The sequence below is a fragment of the Paenibacillus sp. M-152 genome (assembly GCF_003856555.1).
GTDB classification, from domain to species: Bacteria; Bacillota; Bacilli; order Paenibacillales; family Paenibacillaceae; genus Paenibacillus; species Paenibacillus polymyxa_C.
The window spans coordinates 704,872-722,738 of record NZ_CP034141.1 but is presented as its reverse complement, the minus strand read 5'-3'; the positions used below and the strand labels follow the sequence as shown (position 1 = coordinate 722,738).

The following is a 17,867-nucleotide window of genomic DNA, read 5'->3' as shown; positions in this document are numbered from 1 at the left end:
TCATCCACAAATTATGGATTTCTATATTCCGACGGTGAACAGCCTTCGTACCTTTTGAACTTGCTGTAAAAGTAGTTAACACTTGTATAGCCGACGCTTTCAGCGACTTCGTAAACTTTCATTCCCTGGTCCAGCAACTCCTTTGCCTTGTGGATACGGACTCTGTCCAGATAGGTGTTAAAGTACTCCCCAGTCTTGTTCTTGAATAGCTGACCCAAATAGGCAGTACTATAGTTTAGTAGTCCAGCCAGCGTTTCCAGCTTCAGGTTGTCTGTATAATGACTGTGAATGAAGTCGATCATTTTTTTGAATTCCTGCTCCTTTCCACGAGGTTCGGAGTCTTTCGCCAAAGCTAGCAGGAAACGGTAGGTCTCTTCCAAAAGATCATGTAAATGATCATGCTGGTATATCCCATTCAAAAAACGGGAAACTTCCTCCGTCTCTTTCAACTCGATACAGAAACCCGCGGTCAGCTTGTGAATGACCGCATTGGACAGAAAGAAGAACGACTCTTTGATCGACTTCTCATCTTGCCCCTGTTGGAGAAAAAATGCTGCCGCCTCGTTCAACAATGGAAGTATTACAGTCTGGTTCCCTACTTCCAGACTGTAATACAGGCGGAAGATGAATTCCTCCATCGTTTCTTCAGCTTTATCAGCAGATAATCGGGGGGAATCCAGCGCAGGAGAAAAGAAAGGATGCGGACCTAGCAGTCGGTTCTTCTCACTGAAAAAGGATTGTTTTACCGCTTCCTGGGCCTTTAAAAAAGATTTACAAATATCTTCAGGAGCAGATACTGCCCCTCCGGTTGCAGCGACGAACCTAACATTACCCGCAGCATTACGAATTTCATTGTGCAGAAATTCACGCCGTTCTCTTCCGCGCAGCGGCGCGTTGAGCAACAGGACTGTATACGGTGGGATTACTGTGACAAGCCCCATCATCTGCCCCTCGATCTTTGCCTTTAATCCATTCGAAAGCTGGTATGCGACATCGGAACGGTCTACTTCGGAAACACGCGGGTAGACGACCACGACTTCGTAGCTGGTCCACAACAAATCCGCTTCTATTGCTTTACTTCTCAACTTGGCGGGATCTTCAGTTTTCTCTTGAGGGACGAGCAGACTGTGCAGGTATAAATCGCGATTAATAACCTCTCTCTTACGCCACTCCTCTTGAAGGTGCTCCTCTTCGATTCGCTCGCGTATCCGTTTTATACTGGACGTCATTTCATCAATGTCGACCGGTTTAAGGAGATAGCCGAACACCCCGTATTTAATCGCTTGTTTGGCATACTCGAAGTCGGCATATCCACTGAGGATTATAAAATGCAAATGATGACCACCGGATCTCAAGTGCTCAATCAACTGTAAGCCATCCATAACCGGCATGCGGATATCGACAATTACGACATCAGGAGCTTTTTCCTCGATGACTTCCAATGCTTCTTTTCCATTGGCTGCCGTAGCTGTAACGATACATCCGAGGCTTTCCCATGGAATCAGTGTTTGAAGCCCTTGACGAAGCTTCGGTTCATCGTCAACGATGACTACCTTAATCATTTGGTTTCACCTCCAGGTATGAAAAACTGAATACAAGTGCCTTTTCCAGGCTCGCTCTCAATATGTAAGGCACTAGAGGTCCCATATAGTAAGACGAGACGATCATTTACGTTTCGTAGTCCAATTCGCTGGACCTCCTGTTCATGTACAGATGCAGCAAGCTCTGCTTGTACAAGGACGAGACGATCGTCCGTGAAACCGGCGCCGTTGTCACATACCATAACTCGAACCCCCTCCGGGATTTTCTTAACTTTCACTTCAATGACAGCTCCTTCTGCTTGATTATCCAGACCGTGTACAATAGAATTCTCCACCAATGGTTGAATAATCAGAGGTGGAACCAGTGTTTCCTCCAAATCCGGATCAACCATTAAGCGATACTCCAAACGGTCTTCATACCGGAATTTTTGAAGATCAAGATAACAGCACACTTGCTCAAGCTCTTTACGCAGTGGAATCTTGTCGTTACCGGCCTCTAGACTGCTGCGCAACAACGCGCTCAACTGCCAGACGGCTTTAGCGATATCGTCCTGTTGGCGAATGTGGGCCTCCATTCTAATGGACTCTAGAGAATTGAAGAGAAAATGCGGGTTGATCTGGCTTGCCAGCATTTTGAACTTGATCTCGTTCTGTCTCTGTTCCACCAGGTTTTTCTGACGATTCGTTTCTTGAACCTCCTGGACCAAATGGTTTACGTTACTGACGAGCGCGTTAAATTCCCTCGATAGTAGACCAACTTCATCTTTTCCGTCGATATGGAGATAGGTTTCCCACGAGCCCGCCCCTACTTGGGTCATATGCTTGCTCAAGCGGAGAAGCCTTCTGGATAATAGCGAAGCAGAAGCATAGATAAGTAAGGCTGCAAATATTAGACTAGCTGTGATCACGACTCCGCCGAGCCATATCACTTGATTAGCATCTCGGGTAATTTCAGAAACGGAAAAAACGGAAATAATGCGAAGTCCATTCCAGCTGTTCTGTGGAGTAAGATTTGCGATCACCACTTTCGATGCTTTTCCGTTAATGAGTGTGTTGTAACTTCCTTCCTGTTGGAAAAGTATATTTTCGTCGGCATGAATTTCAGAAAGATTCTTCCCAAACAACTCTGCTTCATTGGACGCGACAATCTGATTCCGGTTATCCACGATCAAGGTAGGGAACGATTCCTGATTCAGGATTGAATTTAATTGGCGCTTGTTAACATTTATGACCAGAACCCCTTTGCGCCCTGGTGAATTTACTGAGAATGATCGAATCAGGCTGAGATAATCGGCATTGTACCTCTCATCCTTAATTAAATTCCAGCCAGCCAATCCTTTCTGCTCTATGGCCTCCTTGTACCAACCTGCGGTTGTGATTCTTTCGTCCGGCTGGATAAATTCCCAATTATTAAGTGCTCCAGGATTAGGGACATAGACACGGATGCCGGATATCTCTTTGTACAATTGGAGGTAGTCACGAATACCTGTATACTCCCGGTAAGCCTGAATGACTTCGATGTAGCTGTCATACTTTTGGCTGGCCACCATTTTCATCCGATTGTCATTGGTTAGCCGATACGAGATGTCCAGCGGCACTTTAATCAGTTCTTCTGTACGATTTTGGACCCGCTCGACGTTGTTGGTTGCTTGCATAAAGGCGTCCTTAATGACGGCCTCTCGAAGCTTCCCAGTCAGAAACAGGCCGCATAACAGCAAGGGAAGAACAGCTACCGAAATGAATGTAAGCGTCATCTTCTTTCTCAGTTTCATGTCATTCATCATTCGTATAAAAAACATGGCTTGTCCTCCCCAATCAGTACGCTGATGCGCGCAAAATGCCCCTTTATACAAAAAGGGGCATGCATAACTCAGTCGATTGTTTTCTATCTTTCGCCAATTGTACTGTTGTACTGATCCTTTAAGCCTTAAGCCTTGTTGGACCTTAATGCCCGAAGCCTGAACCATCCACTTTCATAGTCTTTCTGTCTGTAGACAAGAGGTAGGCCCAACTTCATAAGCCGATCCCCCCCATGGATAGACTTTTGCCCGCTATTTCCTGACTGAACCTCATATTCGAGCTCTGGATTTAGTCCGTCAAGGCGCAGGGCTCGCCAAGGCGCGTTTGGGACAGCCATCACTTGGAAATAGTAGACGATGGCATCCTCTTGGTCTTCAGAAACAAACATCCAAGCCGATTCGTTATCTTCAAACGGGCTCTTTAGGCGATACAAGTCACCTTTCTGTACTAAGCCACGTATCTGCTTATATACTGCGATTTGACGTTTGACCGTCTCTTTTTCCTCATCGGTGAATTTCGTGAGATCAAGCTCATATCCAAAGTTTCCGGACATGGCCACATCACCTCGAAAATCAAGGGGTGTTATGCGTCCAACTTGATGGTTCGGAACTGCTGACACATGCGCTCCGGTGGCGCTTACAGGATAGACAAGGCTAGTTCCATATTGAATCTTCAGGCGTTCCACCGCATCGGTATTATCACTAGTCCAGACTTGAGGCATGTAGTAAAGCATGCCTGGGTCAAAGCGTCCTCCGCCACTTGAACAGCTCTCGAAAAGAATATGCGGAAATTCGGTGGTGACGCGCTCCAGCAGCTCATACAATCCAAGAACATAGCGATGGGCAGTCTCGGATTGGCGTTCCGGCGGCAGAGCAGCGGAACCAATTTCCGTCAGACAGCGATTCATATCCCATTTCACGTACGAGACTGGGGCGCTGGAGAAAATGGCAGCCAGCGAATCGTAGATGTAATCGCGTACTTCCTTGCGAGTATAGTCCAGCACCAGCTGCCATCTGGCTTCGCTGCGCCGCCGTCCTGGAACGTGAAGGCACCAATCTGGATGCTTCCGGTACAGCTCACTGTCTGGGGAGATCATCTCCGGCTCGAACCAGAGCCCGAATTTAAGCCCCAATTGATTGATACGTTTCGCGACATCAGCCAGTCCGTCTGGCAGCTTCCGACGATCCTCGTACCAATCACCGAGAGACGAATTGTCAGAATCCCGTTTTCCGAACCAACCGTCATCCAAGACAAAGAGCTCGATGCCTAGCTCTGCCCCCTCCTTCGCTATCGATACCAGCTTATCTGCATTGAAGTCAAAATAGGTAGCTTCCCAGTTATTGACCAGAATAGGGCGTTCTTCATCCCGATATTTCCCTCGGCAAAGCCGAGTTCGATACAAGCGATGATATGTACGCGACATTTCTCCCAGTCCTTGACCAGAGTAAACCATAACGGCTTCTGGTGTCTGGAAGCTCTCTCCTGGGCTCAGTAACCATGAAAAGTCAAAGGAGTTTACGCCAATGCTAAACCGGGTAGAGCCAAATGAATCTAATTCCGCTCCAGCCTCAAAGCCCCCGCTGTACACAAGGCTAAAGCCGAATGCCTCACCATGGCGTTCAGTTGTCTCCTGCGTGACCAATGCAGTAAAAGGATTAAGTTGGTGACTGCTCATGCCCCTTTTACTATCAATTCGGGTTTCACCTTGAAGGATCGGTTTGCGGGTAATATTCCCTTCCCGTGCCCATGCTCCCGAAAGATACATGAACTCTAAATCGCTTTTCCCTGAGAAATCGACACTGGCACTTAGCGCACGGAGGAGTCGAAGACTTTGTTCCCCCTCATTACTTAGACGAGCCGAACGAGCGATTACGTTTCGATCCGTAAAAACAGTATAAAGAAGAACCACTTTAAGACCTGAAAAGGCATCTTTTAATTCCAGTTCCAACGTATCCGCTTCAGCTTCATTCTCGGTATATACGGCTGGAAGACCTGGTAAAGATGGCTTTCCCTTAATAATCCGGTAACCATCGTACTTTAATTCCGTGATGCGAGTTCCATCCTCCAGCTCTACTTGATACGCCGGGGTACGGAAGTCTCCACTTCCATACTGTGGGTATTCTTGCGGCAGCCGATCCAATCCAGCCGTCGTAGGAGTGTGAAGCAAAAGATCAGCCATGGGCTCACGGTGCTTCAACCTGTCTCCCCAGTATACATGCACAGGAAATCCATCGACAATCTGAATAATATAACTCATGCCCGACGACTGCAAATGAAACAGCCCCGGTTGCTCTTGAACAATGATAGCCATTGGGAGAAATAACCCCTCTCTTAGATAATAATCATCAGAGATCCACACCAAAAAGGCACTTAGAAGAATCTTTATGTAGCAGGCGTCAACTAAGTTCATATGGTGTAAAGCTTGATAAGATCTAACAATATAGCAGTAGGTTCTACAGAAATCATATATTAATTTTAGATATGAAGTACATGGCATGGTGCTCACTATTTATGTTATAATGCTTGATAATTTACATAAGGAGATTTTACCGTGATAGAGTATTTGCCACGTAGTAAACAGCACTCTGAATTGTATCTAACTCAGTTTGGCATAGAGAAATGCATACCCAGTCACTTTTTTGGACCTGCTATAAGAGATCACTATTTGCTCCATTATGTTTTGGACGGAGAGGGTACCTTCGAGGTTGGCGGGTTCAGTTATCGCTTGCGGAAAGGACAGTGGTTTCTAATCTGCCCGCAAGTCATCACTTATTATCAAGCCGATGCCGTAAATTCTTGGTCTTATTGCTGGTTTGGTTTTAATGGGACACTGGCAGAAACACTCCTCAAGCAGGCAGGCCTGACGATGACGTCCCCAATCCTCTACTTTGAAGGAGACCATTTGATTTATCAGTATTTGCAGCAAATGAACGTATCAAGTGAATGCCCTAAGGGTCGGGAAACTAGATTGACCGGGCTGCTTTACTTAATGTTATCGGAGCTTATAGAGTTCAGTCCGGCAGCGTCCTCCGACCAAAAAGAAGGTCGGGCAGAAATTTACGTTGAAAAAGTGAAAGACTTTATCGAAATGAATTATGCTCAGAAAATTACCATTGAGCATATTGCACATTTTATCGGACTCAATCGGAGCTATTTATGTTCGTTATTTAAACAACGAGTAAACACAAGCATTCAAGATTATTTGATTCGCTATAGGATCAACAAAGCTTGTGAAATGATGGGTAACGCTGAACTTTCAATAGGCGATATTTCCCGTTCAGTCGGCTATAATGATCCTTTGCTCTTCTCCAAAATTTTTAAAAAGGTAAAGGGATTCTCTCCCAAGCATTATCGATCCGAAACCCATGCTCAAATTCAAAACGACTACTGAAATTACAAGTAGAAACCTCTAACGAACAAAAGAGGTCACCCAGAAAACTGGCTGACCTCTTTTATTTATTTTGCGGTTTGCCCTTCCAAATAAGAAACAGGTTCTTTAACCTCTACTTTGGTGCCCCCAAATTCATCCTTAATGTATTTTTGGGTATCCTCGTTATGATAGAGATCTGCTAATTTTTGTAGTCCCTTATCGTTTGCCTTATCCGATGAAGTAACCAGGACGTTAATATTGTTCTTTGTTGCCTGACTGATCTCTTCGTGGAACAAGGAATCCTTCAGTACGTTCAGACCGCCTTCTAAAGCAATCGTGTTCCCGATCAACACCAAGCCTACATCCTGAATCACGCGCGGACCTGTTTTGTCGTCGATTAGTTCAAATTTCAGGTTTTTAGGATTACTAGTAATATCATTGACTGTACCTAAAGCATCATTAAAGTCAGCTTTAAGCTTAATTAAACCGGATGCTTCCAACAGCTTCAAACCTCTTGCTGTATTCGCCGGGTTGTCCGCCAAAGCCACCAACGCTCCGTCAGTCACTTCATCAATGCTTTTGAACTTTTGCGAATAAATCCCCATCGGCTCCAGGTAGGTAGTAGCTATCGCCTTCAAATCGGCTTTGCTCTCTTTGTTATAGCTCACCAGATACGCCCATGATTGGAATGCATTCACGTCCACATCGCCTTGTCTAGTCGCATTGTTCGTTTCGATCCCACCGTTAATTTCCTTTACTTCAATATCCAGCTTGGCATCCTTGGCGGCCTGGGATTGGGCAATATGCTTCCAAATCTGCGCGTCAGACCCCATGGAACCAATGACTACTTTTTGCGTTTCCGCACCGGAAGCGGAGCTGGAGCCATTACTGTCTGTGCTTTTATTACCGCATCCTGCGGCTACGAGTAATAAACTAATCCCTAATAGTAAAACGAACGATTTTTTCATGTTGTTTTCCCCCAGATCATGCTAGTATGCTAGTGCATCGTCATTCCACCTGTAACATTAATCGCTTGTCCTGTCATATATGCGGAGAGCGGACTTGCCAGAAACAACACCACATTGGCGACATCCTCTACCTCAGCCGTTCTCCCCAAAGGTACCTGCGAACAATCTTCTTCATATATATCCTGGGCGGTCATTCCGCGAATAACGCCCCCTTCAATCCGCTCGCGATGCTTCATCGGCGTTTCTACGATACCTGGACAAACCGCATTTACCAAAATTTGATGCGGAGCAAGCTCAATGGCCATCACCTTGGTCAAGCCGAGAACCGCATGTTTGGATGCACAATATCCGCCCATGGCCCGATATCCATTTTTACCAGCCTGCGAAGCAATTTGGATAATTCGCCCCGGTTTACGCGCATCCACCATTTCCTTGGCAAATCGTTTGGACGCTACATACAGCCCAGTTGAATTGATCGAAAATACTTTTTCCCAATCAGCCAACTCACTATCAATGACATAATCCATCGTAGAAGTACCTGCGCAGTTCACCAAGATGTCAGGAACTCCCGTTTCGCTGATTAGCAGATTGCACCATCTTTCGATATCATCCGGTTTGGATATGTCCAATTGAGTTTCAACCAGCTGTGAATTGACCACTCTATACGGCTCTTCATAAGAAATATCAGCAGAAATGACTTTAGCTCCACTCTGAATGAACAGCTCTACAATCCCCTTGCCTATACCTGACTTGCCGCCTGTCACTACTGCTGTCTGATGAGATAGGTCTATTGAAATCATAGATTTTAAAATACTCTTTTGAAAGGATCGCGGCTAATGCCAGCCTCCAACACAATCTTCACATATTCCTGTGCCGAAAAAAGAGAATGATCCTTATAGTTCCCGCATTCCAAAGCAGTAACAGCCGGAACTTCTGTCGTTTCCAGAATTCTTTTCAAGGTTTTTTCCAAAGCAAGTGCAATTTCCTCAGGCTCGTGTTCATTCCATAAAATCAAGTAGAATCCCGTTCTGCAGCCCATAGGAGAAATATCAATAATGCCTTTGATTTCGTCTCTCAGATACGTTGCCAATAAATGCTCCAGCGTATGTACAGCTGCTGTTGGCAGTGCGTCTTCATTCGGTTGCAGAAATCTCAAGTCATACTTTTGTACCGTGCTTCCTTTTTCATCATGCTCTACTCCTGCTGCTCTTACATAAGGGGCCTTTACAATCGTGTGGTCTAATTGGAAGCTTTCTACTTTTGCCATTTTTCTCATCCTCATTTTCTGTAATTTTTATTTTTAGTCTAATGACGACTACTCAACATTTGTGCTATTTTTTTAAAAATTTAATGCTTTAAATCAGCATTTTTGCAATTATACATCGGATTACTCGGTTTTACCACTATAATTATTATTTTATTTCTCATTTCTTTGTCCGTTTCTCCTTTGCCTGTACGTTTTGACATAGTGTACAATATATACGGTAATCCATCTTTACGAAATAGATCGAGGACATCGTAAGCCTCATTTAGGAGAATGCTCTGTGAATGAACCGGATTGGAAGCACTTGAATGCTGTCCCTTTGCCCTTGCAGGAATTTCAGCTACAGCTGGACCAGAACAGTGTTGACGCCAAGCAACTAGAGGAATGGAAGAAGATCCCCGTCCTTTATCAACTAGCTCTGGAGGAATTAAAGAACAAAATTAAGCTGATCCAGACGGAATGGAAGCTGATAGATGGTTTTAGCCCGATTGAGCACATTAAAACCCGGATCAAAGAACCCCACAGCATTGTGGAAAAGGTTCGGCGCAAAGGGCATGAAGTCACCCTGGACAATATATTGCGTGAAATTCATGATATCGCAGGCATGCGTGTGGTATGCGCATTTGTCAAAGATATCTATCGTCTGATGGATCACCTCCGCACACGGGAAGACATTCGCATACTGGAGGTCAAGGACTATATTGCCCATCCTAAGCCCAACGGCTATCAGAGCCTACATGTTATTGTGGAAATTCCACTGATTCTGTTTGAGGGCACACGCTGGATTAAGGTCGAAATTCAATTGCGCACATTGGCTATGGATTTTTGGGCCAGTATGGAGCATATTTTGTACTATAAGTTTGATAAGAAAGTGCCCGAACATGTCGTTAACGGATTGACCGAAGCTGCACGTGCAACCTACGAACTGGATCAGAAAATGCTCAAGCTGCGCGGGGAAATTTTATCGCTTAGCGAGGAACAGAATGTGGAAGAGTCTCCAGGGAAACGAGCTGAAGAGTCAGCTTTGAAGGCACTTTCCCTCCCCGCAGATCACGCCACTTCTCGGTCGCAGACGTGCTAGGCATACAGCCACAGGATAACTAAATCATTCATTCTAGGCTGTTCCCCCTCGTGCTGGAACTTAGGAACTTATGTAAAATGTATAAATAAAGAGCCGTCAACACCACTATGATCATGGTTTTGACGGCTCTTTTACACTTTTTTTCAATCAAATCAAATATTACTGCTTCTCATGAATCTCTGTGCTGATTTTCTCAACGATGTCCGCAATGCTGAATGACCCCAGATCGCCTTCACCCCGTTTGCGCACGGCTACAGTACCGGTTGTTTTTTCATTTTCCCCGATAACGAACATGTATGGAACCTTCTCCAATTGCGCTTCACGGATTTTATAACCGAGCTTCTCATTCCGAGTATCCACTTCGACGCGCAGACCCGCTTTTAGCAACGCTTCCTGCACCTCATTGGCAGTCTCAATATAGTTCTCGGATACAGGCAACAGCTTCGCATGAACAGGAGCCAACCACAATGGGAATGCACCTGTAAAATGCTCAGTCAGGATGCCCATGAAGCGGTCAATTGAACCGTAGATAGCACGGTGAATAACGACCGGACGGTGCTTCTGGTTATCCTCGCCCACATAAGTGAGGTCGAATTTTTCAGGCATTTGGAAGTCCAATTGGATCGTTCCGCACTGCCAGCTGCGTTTGAGCGCATCGAGAATGTGGAAGTCAATTTTCGGACCGTAAAATGCTCCATCTCCCGCATTAATACGGTAGTTGATGCCCAGGTGATCCAGCACGTTTTGCAGAGCTTGTTCCGCTTGATCCCACAGCGCTGGCTCGCCCATAAAGTCATCTGGACGTGTGGACAATTCCACTGTGAAGTCAAAGCCAAACACACTATACATTTCGTTAATCAGCTTGATTACGTCCGTAATCTCTTTTTCAATCTGACCTGGTGTAACGAAAATATGCGCATCATCCTGACAGAATGTACGAACACGCATCATACCGTTCAGCGCGCCGGACAGCTCATGACGATGCACTTGTCCAAATTCGGATATACGAATCGGCAGATCACGGTAAGAATGAAGTTCATTTTTAAATACAAGCATATGCCCCGGGCAGTTCATCGGTTTCAGAGCAAATGTAGTTTCATCTACTTCGGAGAAGTACATGTTTTCCTTGTAATGCTCATAGTGTCCCGATTGTTCCCACAGACGGTTGTTCATCATCAGCGGTGTACGTACTTCCTCATAGCCATGCAGACGTTGAATGTCACGGGAATAATCTTCCAACGCAGTACGCACAACCATACCTTTAGGCAGGTAGAACGGCATACCAGGTGCTTCTTCGGAGAACATGAACAGCTCGAGCTCTTTACCCAGCTTGCGATGGTCGCGTTTTTTTGCTTCCTCCAGCAAGTGCAAATGCTCATCCAGTTGTGCTTTTTTAGGGAATGCTGTTCCGTAGATACGTTGCAGCATCTTGTTGTTGGAATCGCCTCTCCAGTATGCACCCGCTACACTTAACAGTTTGAAAGCTTTGATACGGCCAGTGGACGGCAGATGCGGGCCACGACACAGGTCAAAAAATTCGCCTTGATCATAAATCGTAATTTCCGCTTCTTCTGGCAAATCACGGATCAGTTCCAGCTTCAATGGATCTTCCATTTCACCAAAAATACGAGTTGCTTCCTCACGGCTAACCACACGACGTGTAATCGGCAGATTTTCCTGCGTGATCTTCGCCATTTCCTTTTCGATCTTCGCCAGATCGTCAACGGACAGTGGGTTTTCGATATCAATGTCATAATAGAAGCCGCTGTCGATGACTGGACCAATACCCAGCTTCACATTTTTCTCACCGTAAATGCGTTTGAGCGCCTGGGCCAGCAAATGCGCTGTGCTGTGACGGTAAATTTCCAGACCATCTGCACTGTCCAGCGTAACAATTTCAAGGTCAACGTTCTGATCCAAAACGGTGTTCAGATCGACAGCCTTCCCGTTCACTTTACCTGCTACTGCGTTTTTTTTCAGCCCGGAGCTGATCGAACCCGCCACGTCGGCGATAGTTACGCCCTGCTCGTACTCACGTACGGCTCCATCCGGCAATTTCACTTGAATACTCACGATTAAAGCCTCCATTTCAAATTGTGTGCTATATCAAAATTGAACGCAAAAAAACGCCTCTCTCCCTCAAGGGACGAGTGCGTTCAGCTCGTGGTTCCACCCTAGTTCGGCCCGCTACTGTACATACATTCATGTTCATCCAAACATGCTCATGCACGACCTGCGTGGCCCTCCATTGGTATCCGTTAACGGGGATAAATCGGTGGGCGCTTACTGATGTCACTGCCAGCTTGCACAGCTACACGTTCAACGTCACGGCTACAAAGGGGTAACTTCACATGCGGTTGCCGGAAAAGCTCTCAGCCTCGTCTTTTCTCTCTGAACGGCCCTTCAAGGAAATCATGTCTTTGGTCAGTGCCTTGAATATTACTATATGCTACAGCATTATAGATTAAATTCGCAGGTATTTCAAGTGGGCCTTTATGTAAAGTTATGCCTTATTTATCATCCGGCTATGGAGACGAATAGGCCTATATTTACACACTACTAAAAAAACTGTAAGATAATTTCATCTAGACGATACCGTACAGAAAGAGAGCGGGAGAGATGCCTAAAATTATTGTCACAGAAGAACAATGGATTCAAAAAGGAATGGAACGTTTTGAGCAGGGGGGAATCGATGAGCTCGTTGTTGAAAAAATGGCCGCTACTTTAGGGTGCAGTAAAAGCAGTTTTTATTGGTATTTTAACAATCGCAGCAGCTATATTCGACAGATTGTAGAGACATGGAAGGCACAGACGACACAACAGGTTATTGCCGCGTCCATCACCCATGCTGCTATAGATGAGCGAATCCAAGAGTTGCTAACCCAGATGTTTGGCAAGACAAAACGGGGCGATTTTCTGTTTTATCTGCGCAAGCTGTCATTGAAGGATGATAGTTACCGTTCCTTGCTCAATGAAGTCGAACAGATGCGAATGGAGTTTATGAAAGAGCTTTTAGTCCAGAAGGGAATGCAGCCAGAGAAAGCCTCTCAGAGATCATGGATGTTGTACCACTACTACTTGGGTTGGTATGAGCGTCACAAGCAAGAAACGTTAAGTGAAGAAGCGATCCAGCAGCATATTCATATGATTTGGACAGAGTGGATTTCAAATTAAGGGGGATATCAGATGTTGGAGTTACTTACATGGGCAGTTGGCGGAATTCTATTTGTACTGAGCGGTATGCACTTATATTGGGTATTCGGCGGACAAAAAGGTGCTAAGGCAGCGATCCCAAGCACGGGAACGGATTTGCTTTTTAAACCCTCCAAAATAGGGACGTCGATTGTTGCCATTTTACTAGCCTTAGCCGCTTGGTTCGTTTTGGAGTTAGGGAGAGTCGTACCAATTCAGTTTTTCCATTTCTTCTATTTCTACGGTGCAGGCTTGTTGTCATGTTTATTTATTTTACGATCTATAGGAGATTTCAAATGGGTAGGGTTCTTCAAGAGAAAAAAAGGAACGGTTTTTGCAAAATGGGATACTGTGCTCTATTCGCCCCTTTGTTTTCTCTTGGGAACAGCCATTTTAATGATGATGCTTTTACGTACGGCATAGCTTAAAGCTGATCTTTACCCGATTTGTTTCTTTCTTACGTCTCCACCAGTTTCTTTCTCAGTGAAATAGTACAGTAAAGCCAGCACAGGCAAAATGACTCCAATCAGAGCGCTGAAATTCCAACCACCCAACGCATAAGACCAACCACCTAATGATGATCCAATCGCTCCACCTATGAAAAAGATAGACATGAATAATCCATTCAGACGCCCTCTCGCTTCACTTCCCAGGGAGTAAATGACACGCTGTCCAAGCACCAGGTTTCCCGATACAGCCATATCCAGTGTAATCGCTGAAACAAAGAGAAGGATGAGCGCAGCCGTCGAATGACTTTGAAAAATATAGATGACCAAAAAAGACAAGGCGGCAATGATCATAGCTAGCCCGGTTAAACCTTTGCTCCAGCCTTTATCAGCCAATCTTCCGGCAATTGGAGCTGCTATTGCGCCCCCTACACCTACTAGAGCAAACAGTGCAATTCCTTGCTGGGACATGCCGAAATCATCCGCCAAGCGTAGAGGAACAACCGTCCAAAACAGGCTGAAAGCACCAAATAGGCAGGCTTGATATAAGGCACGGCGGCGCAATGCAGGCGTTTGTTTGAAAAGAGTACCTAGCGAGAGAATCAGTTTACTGTAAGATACCGTAGGTACAGGCTTGCGCTCTGGAAGAGCCCGCGAGAGAAGAATCGTCAACAATGTCAGAACGATGGCTGACATAATAAATACGGCTTGCCAGCCCCAGATGCTGGTTATGAAGCTTGCCAATGGACGTGCGAACATAATCCCTAGCAAGAGTCCGCTCATGACATTCCCGACAACCCGGCCGCGCTGCTCTTCGGATGCTAAATAGGTAGCATACGGCACCAGTATTTGGGCTACTACAGATCCAACTCCAATGAACAAGGATGCGATCAAGAACAACGTGGCATTGGGGGCGAAGGCAGCAACGAGCAATGCACAGACTGTAATGATGAGCGATACGACCATGAGCCGTCGATTTTCAATAATGTCGCTAATGGGTACGATAAACAGCAGTCCCACAACATAACCGATTTGAGTTAAAGTGACAATGAAGCCCGCTGTTGTGGAAGAAAGGCCCATCGCTACATGAATAGGTCCTACCAGGGTTTGAGCATAGTAAAGGTTGGCAACAATAAGGCCGCATGCCGCTGCCAACAGAAACATCATCCAATTTGAAATACGGTTACCTTCTACGGCTTGTTGTTCTCTTTGCATGATAATCCTCCTCAATAATTTAAATACTGAACGTATAGTTCTTTAATTCTATAATCAAATAATATACTGAACGTTTCGTTTTGTAAATAGGCAAATTCAACTTTTTATTCTTACCTGATATTTGATATACTGAACGTATAGTTTATTTTAATGTTTTCTTATATCTATGTAAGAAGGTGAGCATTCCAGTGCAGAGTAAAAGAGGACGTCCGCGTAATGTCGAGTCGCAAAAATCTATCCTTACCGCCTCTTATGATCTACTGTTGGAGCAAGGCTTTGGGGCTGTTACGGTAGAAAAAATTGCTGAGCGAGCAAAAGTGAGCAAAGCCACCATATATAAATGGTGGCCTAACAAAGCTGCCGTAGTGATGGATGGTTTCCTGTCAGCTACCATGGCAAGATTGCCCGTGCCCGACACGGGTCGTGTATTGGACGATATTCTCATTCATGCTACGAATTTAGTACGGTTTTTAATAAGTCGAGAAGGTAAAATCATTACGGAGTTAATTGGTGAAGGGCAACTTGATCCAGGATTAGCAGAGGCATACCGAACACGATATTTCCATCCTCGAAGACTTGAAGCCAGGCATCTAATTGAGCGGGGAATTGAGCGCGGGGAATTGAAGGAGCATCTCGATGTTGAATTATGTATCGATCTCATTTATGGGCCGATTTTTTATCGATTGCTGGTAACTGGTTATCCATTAGACGATGCCTATGTACGACAATTAGTCATGAATGCGTTCGAAGGGATTAGCTTGGACTGAATTGCGAATGCCATATAGCGGGGCTGGCAGCCACCACAGAGTATTCTCCGTGGTGGCTGCTTATTTCTTTTTTCCTTTTTCTTTTACCCGCCGATCCTCTATGCTAACTCCTGCTTTATTTATTCGTCAGGATCTATACTAATCTTTTGCAGTAAGTCGATCAGAAGGTCCTCTTCCTCTTCGGATAAATTGTGGACAAGACCGGCATTGAGCTCGTCCAGTATTGCTTGTAGGACAGGAGCGAATTCTAATGCCTTGGCCGTGGGAGACACAAGTTGAGAACGACGATCATTCGGGTCCGTTTTACGTTCAATGTAGCCTGATTCCTCTAATTGTTTTACAGAGCGGGCTGTGGTTGCCTTGTCAAATTTAAGTTCATTCGTCAGTTGCTCCTGTGTAATGCCCGGTCGCTGCAAAATAAGCTTTAAAAAACTGTGTTGCCCCCCACTGCCGATTCCGTAAGGAGCCAGTTTTTTGGACAGTATTTTTTGATTTCGACGGTACAGGTGGGAAATTAGCTTTCCAATCGGTTTTTTCCTCATTAAATACACCTCATTGGCTTGAAAATGGCAATCCCCAGCTGGGACCAAAACAAAGTTTACAATAATATTGTTGCGCACGCAACTAATTTGCTGTAAACTAGAACCGTTCATTTAGTTGCGTATGCAACTAAAGAGGAACTGTCAACGATAAAGAGGTGTTAATGATGAGTTCAACTGCTACAACTGCTGCAACCTATCAAGAGAATATCGAAGTTCAGAAGAAACGTTGGATGATTTTAATTGTTTTAAATCTGTTTACGTTTATGTCCACCTTGGATGGAAGTATTGTTAATATTGCTCTTCCTGTGTTGTCTCGCACGTTACATTTACCTGTGGCACAGATTGAATGGGTGACAACCGCCTATTTAATGGCGATATGTACCGCTATTTTATTTTTTGGCAAGCTAGGGGATATGGTCGGTAAAATCAAAATATTCAAAATCGGCACCATCATATTCATTCTTGGCTCCCTATTGTGCGGTCTTAGCTCTTCACTCTCCCTATTGCTGATTTCGCGCATCATTCAGGCAATTGGAGCATCCATGACCATGGCGAACAGCCAAGGGATCGTAACAGATATCTTCCCGTCTACTGAACGGGGCAAAGCGCTTGGCCTCATCGGAACCTTCGTTTCTTTGGGTAGTATCGCCGGGCCGAGCTTGGGCGGTATTATTGTCTCCTCGCTGGGTTGGCAATACATTTTCTGGGTCAATGTACCGATAGGCCTGATCGCTGTCTTTCTGGGCTGGAGGCTTCTGCCTAAGGATCTGATCAAGGTGAAGGATAAGATCGACATTCCTGGCAGCCTGGTGTTTGCTATTTTTATTCTCACTTTATTCGTCGGATTGTTGCTGGGACAGCAGGTCGGGTATGGAGACCCACGTATTATTGCTTCGCTGGTGGTGGCCGTAGTTGCTTTTGCCATATTCATTTGGTTGGAATTGCGTCGTCCACAACCGCTGTTACAGCTCGCTCTATTCAAAAATCCGTTGTTTTCACTCAGTATTTTGTGTGCTTTTCTGGTGTTTGTCGCTAACTTCTGCTTTAACATCATTTCGCCTTTCTATGCACAGAATATGCTGAACTTGTCGCCTTTTTATGCCGGATTTCTGCTGATGTTGTTCCCCATCTCTATGGTTATTGTGGCCCCGCTCAGCGGCGCGCTTTCCGATAAAATCGGGTCTGAACTACTCACCTTCGCCGGGCTGGTCGTTATGGTCGTTGCCCAAATTGGATTAGCGGAACTGCATGCAGGCAGCTCCATCCCGCTCGTCGGTCTGTGGATTGCCATGCTGGGTATTGGCAGTGGTTTATTCCAATCGCCGAACAATTCGCTGATTATGTCCAAGGTACCCCGTACACAGCTTGGCTCAGCCGGAAGTGTTAATTCGCTGGTGCGCAACGTCGGTATGGTTGTAGGGATCACGCTGGCCACAACCATTCTCTTTTATATTATGAGTAAAGAGGCTGGTTATCGGGTCACTGGATTGGTGCCAGGTCACCCTGAAATTTTTCTGTCAGGCATGCATGTAGTCTTTATGACATCTGCGTCCATCTGTCTTGTAGCGGCATTGTTAACAGGCTGGAGGCTGATCGGGGCTAGACGGGCAAGAGTGCAGCAAGAAAAGAGATAGGATCATCAGGAAGCCAAACAGGCTATTGTAATAAGGATTACGTATCC

15 protein-coding genes are annotated in these 17,867 nt (G+C 45.4%); 6 read left to right on the top strand and 9 right to left on the bottom strand.

The window, feature by feature from the left end:
* Positions 1-11 precede the first annotated feature (11 nt).
* The 3 genes from EGM68_RS03285 to EGM68_RS03275 all read right to left on the bottom strand — a co-directional run bounded on the left by EGM68_RS03285 (position 12) and on the right by EGM68_RS03275 (position 5,652).
* Positions 12-1,562: a response regulator transcription factor gene (locus EGM68_RS03285; RefSeq protein ID WP_129548649.1), complete on the bottom strand. Its 1,551-nt coding sequence runs from the start codon at positions 1,560-1,562 to the stop codon at positions 12-14.
* Positions 1,559-3,340 carry a sensor histidine kinase gene (locus EGM68_RS03280; protein ID WP_129548648.1) on the bottom strand — a complete coding sequence of 594 codons (1,782 nt, stop codon included), beginning with the start codon at positions 3,338-3,340 and terminating at the stop codon, positions 1,559-1,561. Before EGM68_RS03280 ends, EGM68_RS03285 begins: the two co-directional genes overlap by 4 nt.
* A gap of 128 nt (positions 3,341-3,468) precedes the next feature.
* Positions 3,469-5,652, bottom strand: coding sequence for an alpha-galactosidase (locus EGM68_RS03275; protein ID WP_129548647.1), 2,184 nt, complete (start codon positions 5,650-5,652; stop codon positions 3,469-3,471).
* Positions 5,653-5,892: 240 nt separating this feature from the next.
* Between EGM68_RS03275 and EGM68_RS03270 the strand changes: the two genes are divergently transcribed.
* Positions 5,893-6,732, top strand: coding sequence for an AraC family transcriptional regulator (locus EGM68_RS03270; RefSeq protein ID WP_129548646.1), 840 nt, complete (start codon positions 5,893-5,895; stop codon positions 6,730-6,732).
* A gap of 65 nt (positions 6,733-6,797) precedes the next feature.
* Here EGM68_RS03270 and EGM68_RS03265 read toward each other — a convergent pair whose 3' ends face one another.
* From EGM68_RS03265 to EGM68_RS03255, 3 genes are read right to left on the bottom strand one after another with little or no spacing between them, the layout of a single operon-like run.
* On the bottom strand, positions 6,798-7,679 hold the full coding sequence (locus EGM68_RS03265; RefSeq protein WP_013369211.1) for a MetQ/NlpA family ABC transporter substrate-binding protein: 882 nt from the start codon (positions 7,677-7,679) through the stop codon (positions 6,798-6,800).
* Between the two features lie 29 nt (positions 7,680-7,708).
* Positions 7,709-8,479, bottom strand: a complete 771-nt coding sequence (locus EGM68_RS03260; RefSeq protein WP_013369210.1) for an SDR family NAD(P)-dependent oxidoreductase — start codon at positions 8,477-8,479, stop codon at positions 7,709-7,711.
* A 5-nt stretch (positions 8,480-8,484) separates the two neighbouring features.
* Positions 8,485-8,946: an S-ribosylhomocysteine lyase gene (locus tag EGM68_RS03255; protein ID WP_013369209.1), complete on the bottom strand. Its 462-nt coding sequence runs from the start codon at positions 8,944-8,946 to the stop codon at positions 8,485-8,487.
* A 277-nt stretch (positions 8,947-9,223) separates the two neighbouring features.
* Here EGM68_RS03255 and EGM68_RS03250 point away from each other — a divergent pair, with 277 nt between their 5' ends.
* Positions 9,224-10,024 (top strand): GTP pyrophosphokinase, encoded by an 801-nt coding sequence (locus tag EGM68_RS03250; protein WP_102163370.1) that lies wholly within the window; start codon positions 9,224-9,226, stop codon positions 10,022-10,024.
* A 159-nt stretch (positions 10,025-10,183) separates the two neighbouring features.
* On the opposite strand, the gene thrS is transcribed toward EGM68_RS03250, so the two are convergent.
* Positions 10,184-12,097: a threonine--tRNA ligase gene (gene thrS, locus EGM68_RS03245; RefSeq protein WP_025675680.1), complete on the bottom strand. Its 1,914-nt coding sequence runs from the start codon at positions 12,095-12,097 to the stop codon at positions 10,184-10,186.
* A gap of 546 nt (positions 12,098-12,643) precedes the next feature.
* Between thrS and EGM68_RS03240 the strand changes: the two genes are divergently transcribed.
* Positions 12,644-13,198 carry a TetR/AcrR family transcriptional regulator gene (locus EGM68_RS03240; protein ID WP_129548645.1) on the top strand — a complete coding sequence of 185 codons (555 nt, stop codon included), beginning with the start codon at positions 12,644-12,646 and terminating at the stop codon, positions 13,196-13,198.
* Positions 13,199-13,210: 12 nt separating this feature from the next.
* Positions 13,211-13,639: a DUF3995 domain-containing protein gene (locus tag EGM68_RS03235; RefSeq protein WP_013369203.1), complete on the top strand. Its 429-nt coding sequence runs from the start codon at positions 13,211-13,213 to the stop codon at positions 13,637-13,639.
* A 14-nt stretch (positions 13,640-13,653) separates the two neighbouring features.
* Here EGM68_RS03235 and EGM68_RS03230 read toward each other — a convergent pair whose 3' ends face one another.
* Positions 13,654-14,877, bottom strand: a complete 1,224-nt coding sequence (locus EGM68_RS03230) for an MFS transporter (RefSeq protein WP_129548644.1) — start codon at positions 14,875-14,877, stop codon at positions 13,654-13,656.
* 188 nt (positions 14,878-15,065) lie between these two features.
* Between EGM68_RS03230 and EGM68_RS03225 the strand changes: the two genes are divergently transcribed.
* Entirely contained in the window at positions 15,066-15,644 is a 579-nt protein-coding gene (locus EGM68_RS03225; protein ID WP_129548643.1) for a TetR/AcrR family transcriptional regulator, read from the top strand.
* Between the two features lie 119 nt (positions 15,645-15,763).
* On the opposite strand, the gene EGM68_RS03220 is transcribed toward EGM68_RS03225, so the two are convergent.
* Positions 15,764-16,186, bottom strand: coding sequence for a MarR family winged helix-turn-helix transcriptional regulator (locus tag EGM68_RS03220; protein WP_013369200.1), 423 nt, complete (start codon positions 16,184-16,186; stop codon positions 15,764-15,766).
* Between the two features lie 164 nt (positions 16,187-16,350).
* Here EGM68_RS03220 and EGM68_RS03215 point away from each other — a divergent pair, with 164 nt between their 5' ends.
* Positions 16,351-17,820 (top strand): MFS transporter, encoded by a 1,470-nt coding sequence (locus EGM68_RS03215; RefSeq protein ID WP_129550283.1) that lies wholly within the window; start codon positions 16,351-16,353, stop codon positions 17,818-17,820.
* Positions 17,821-17,867 lie beyond the last annotated feature (47 nt).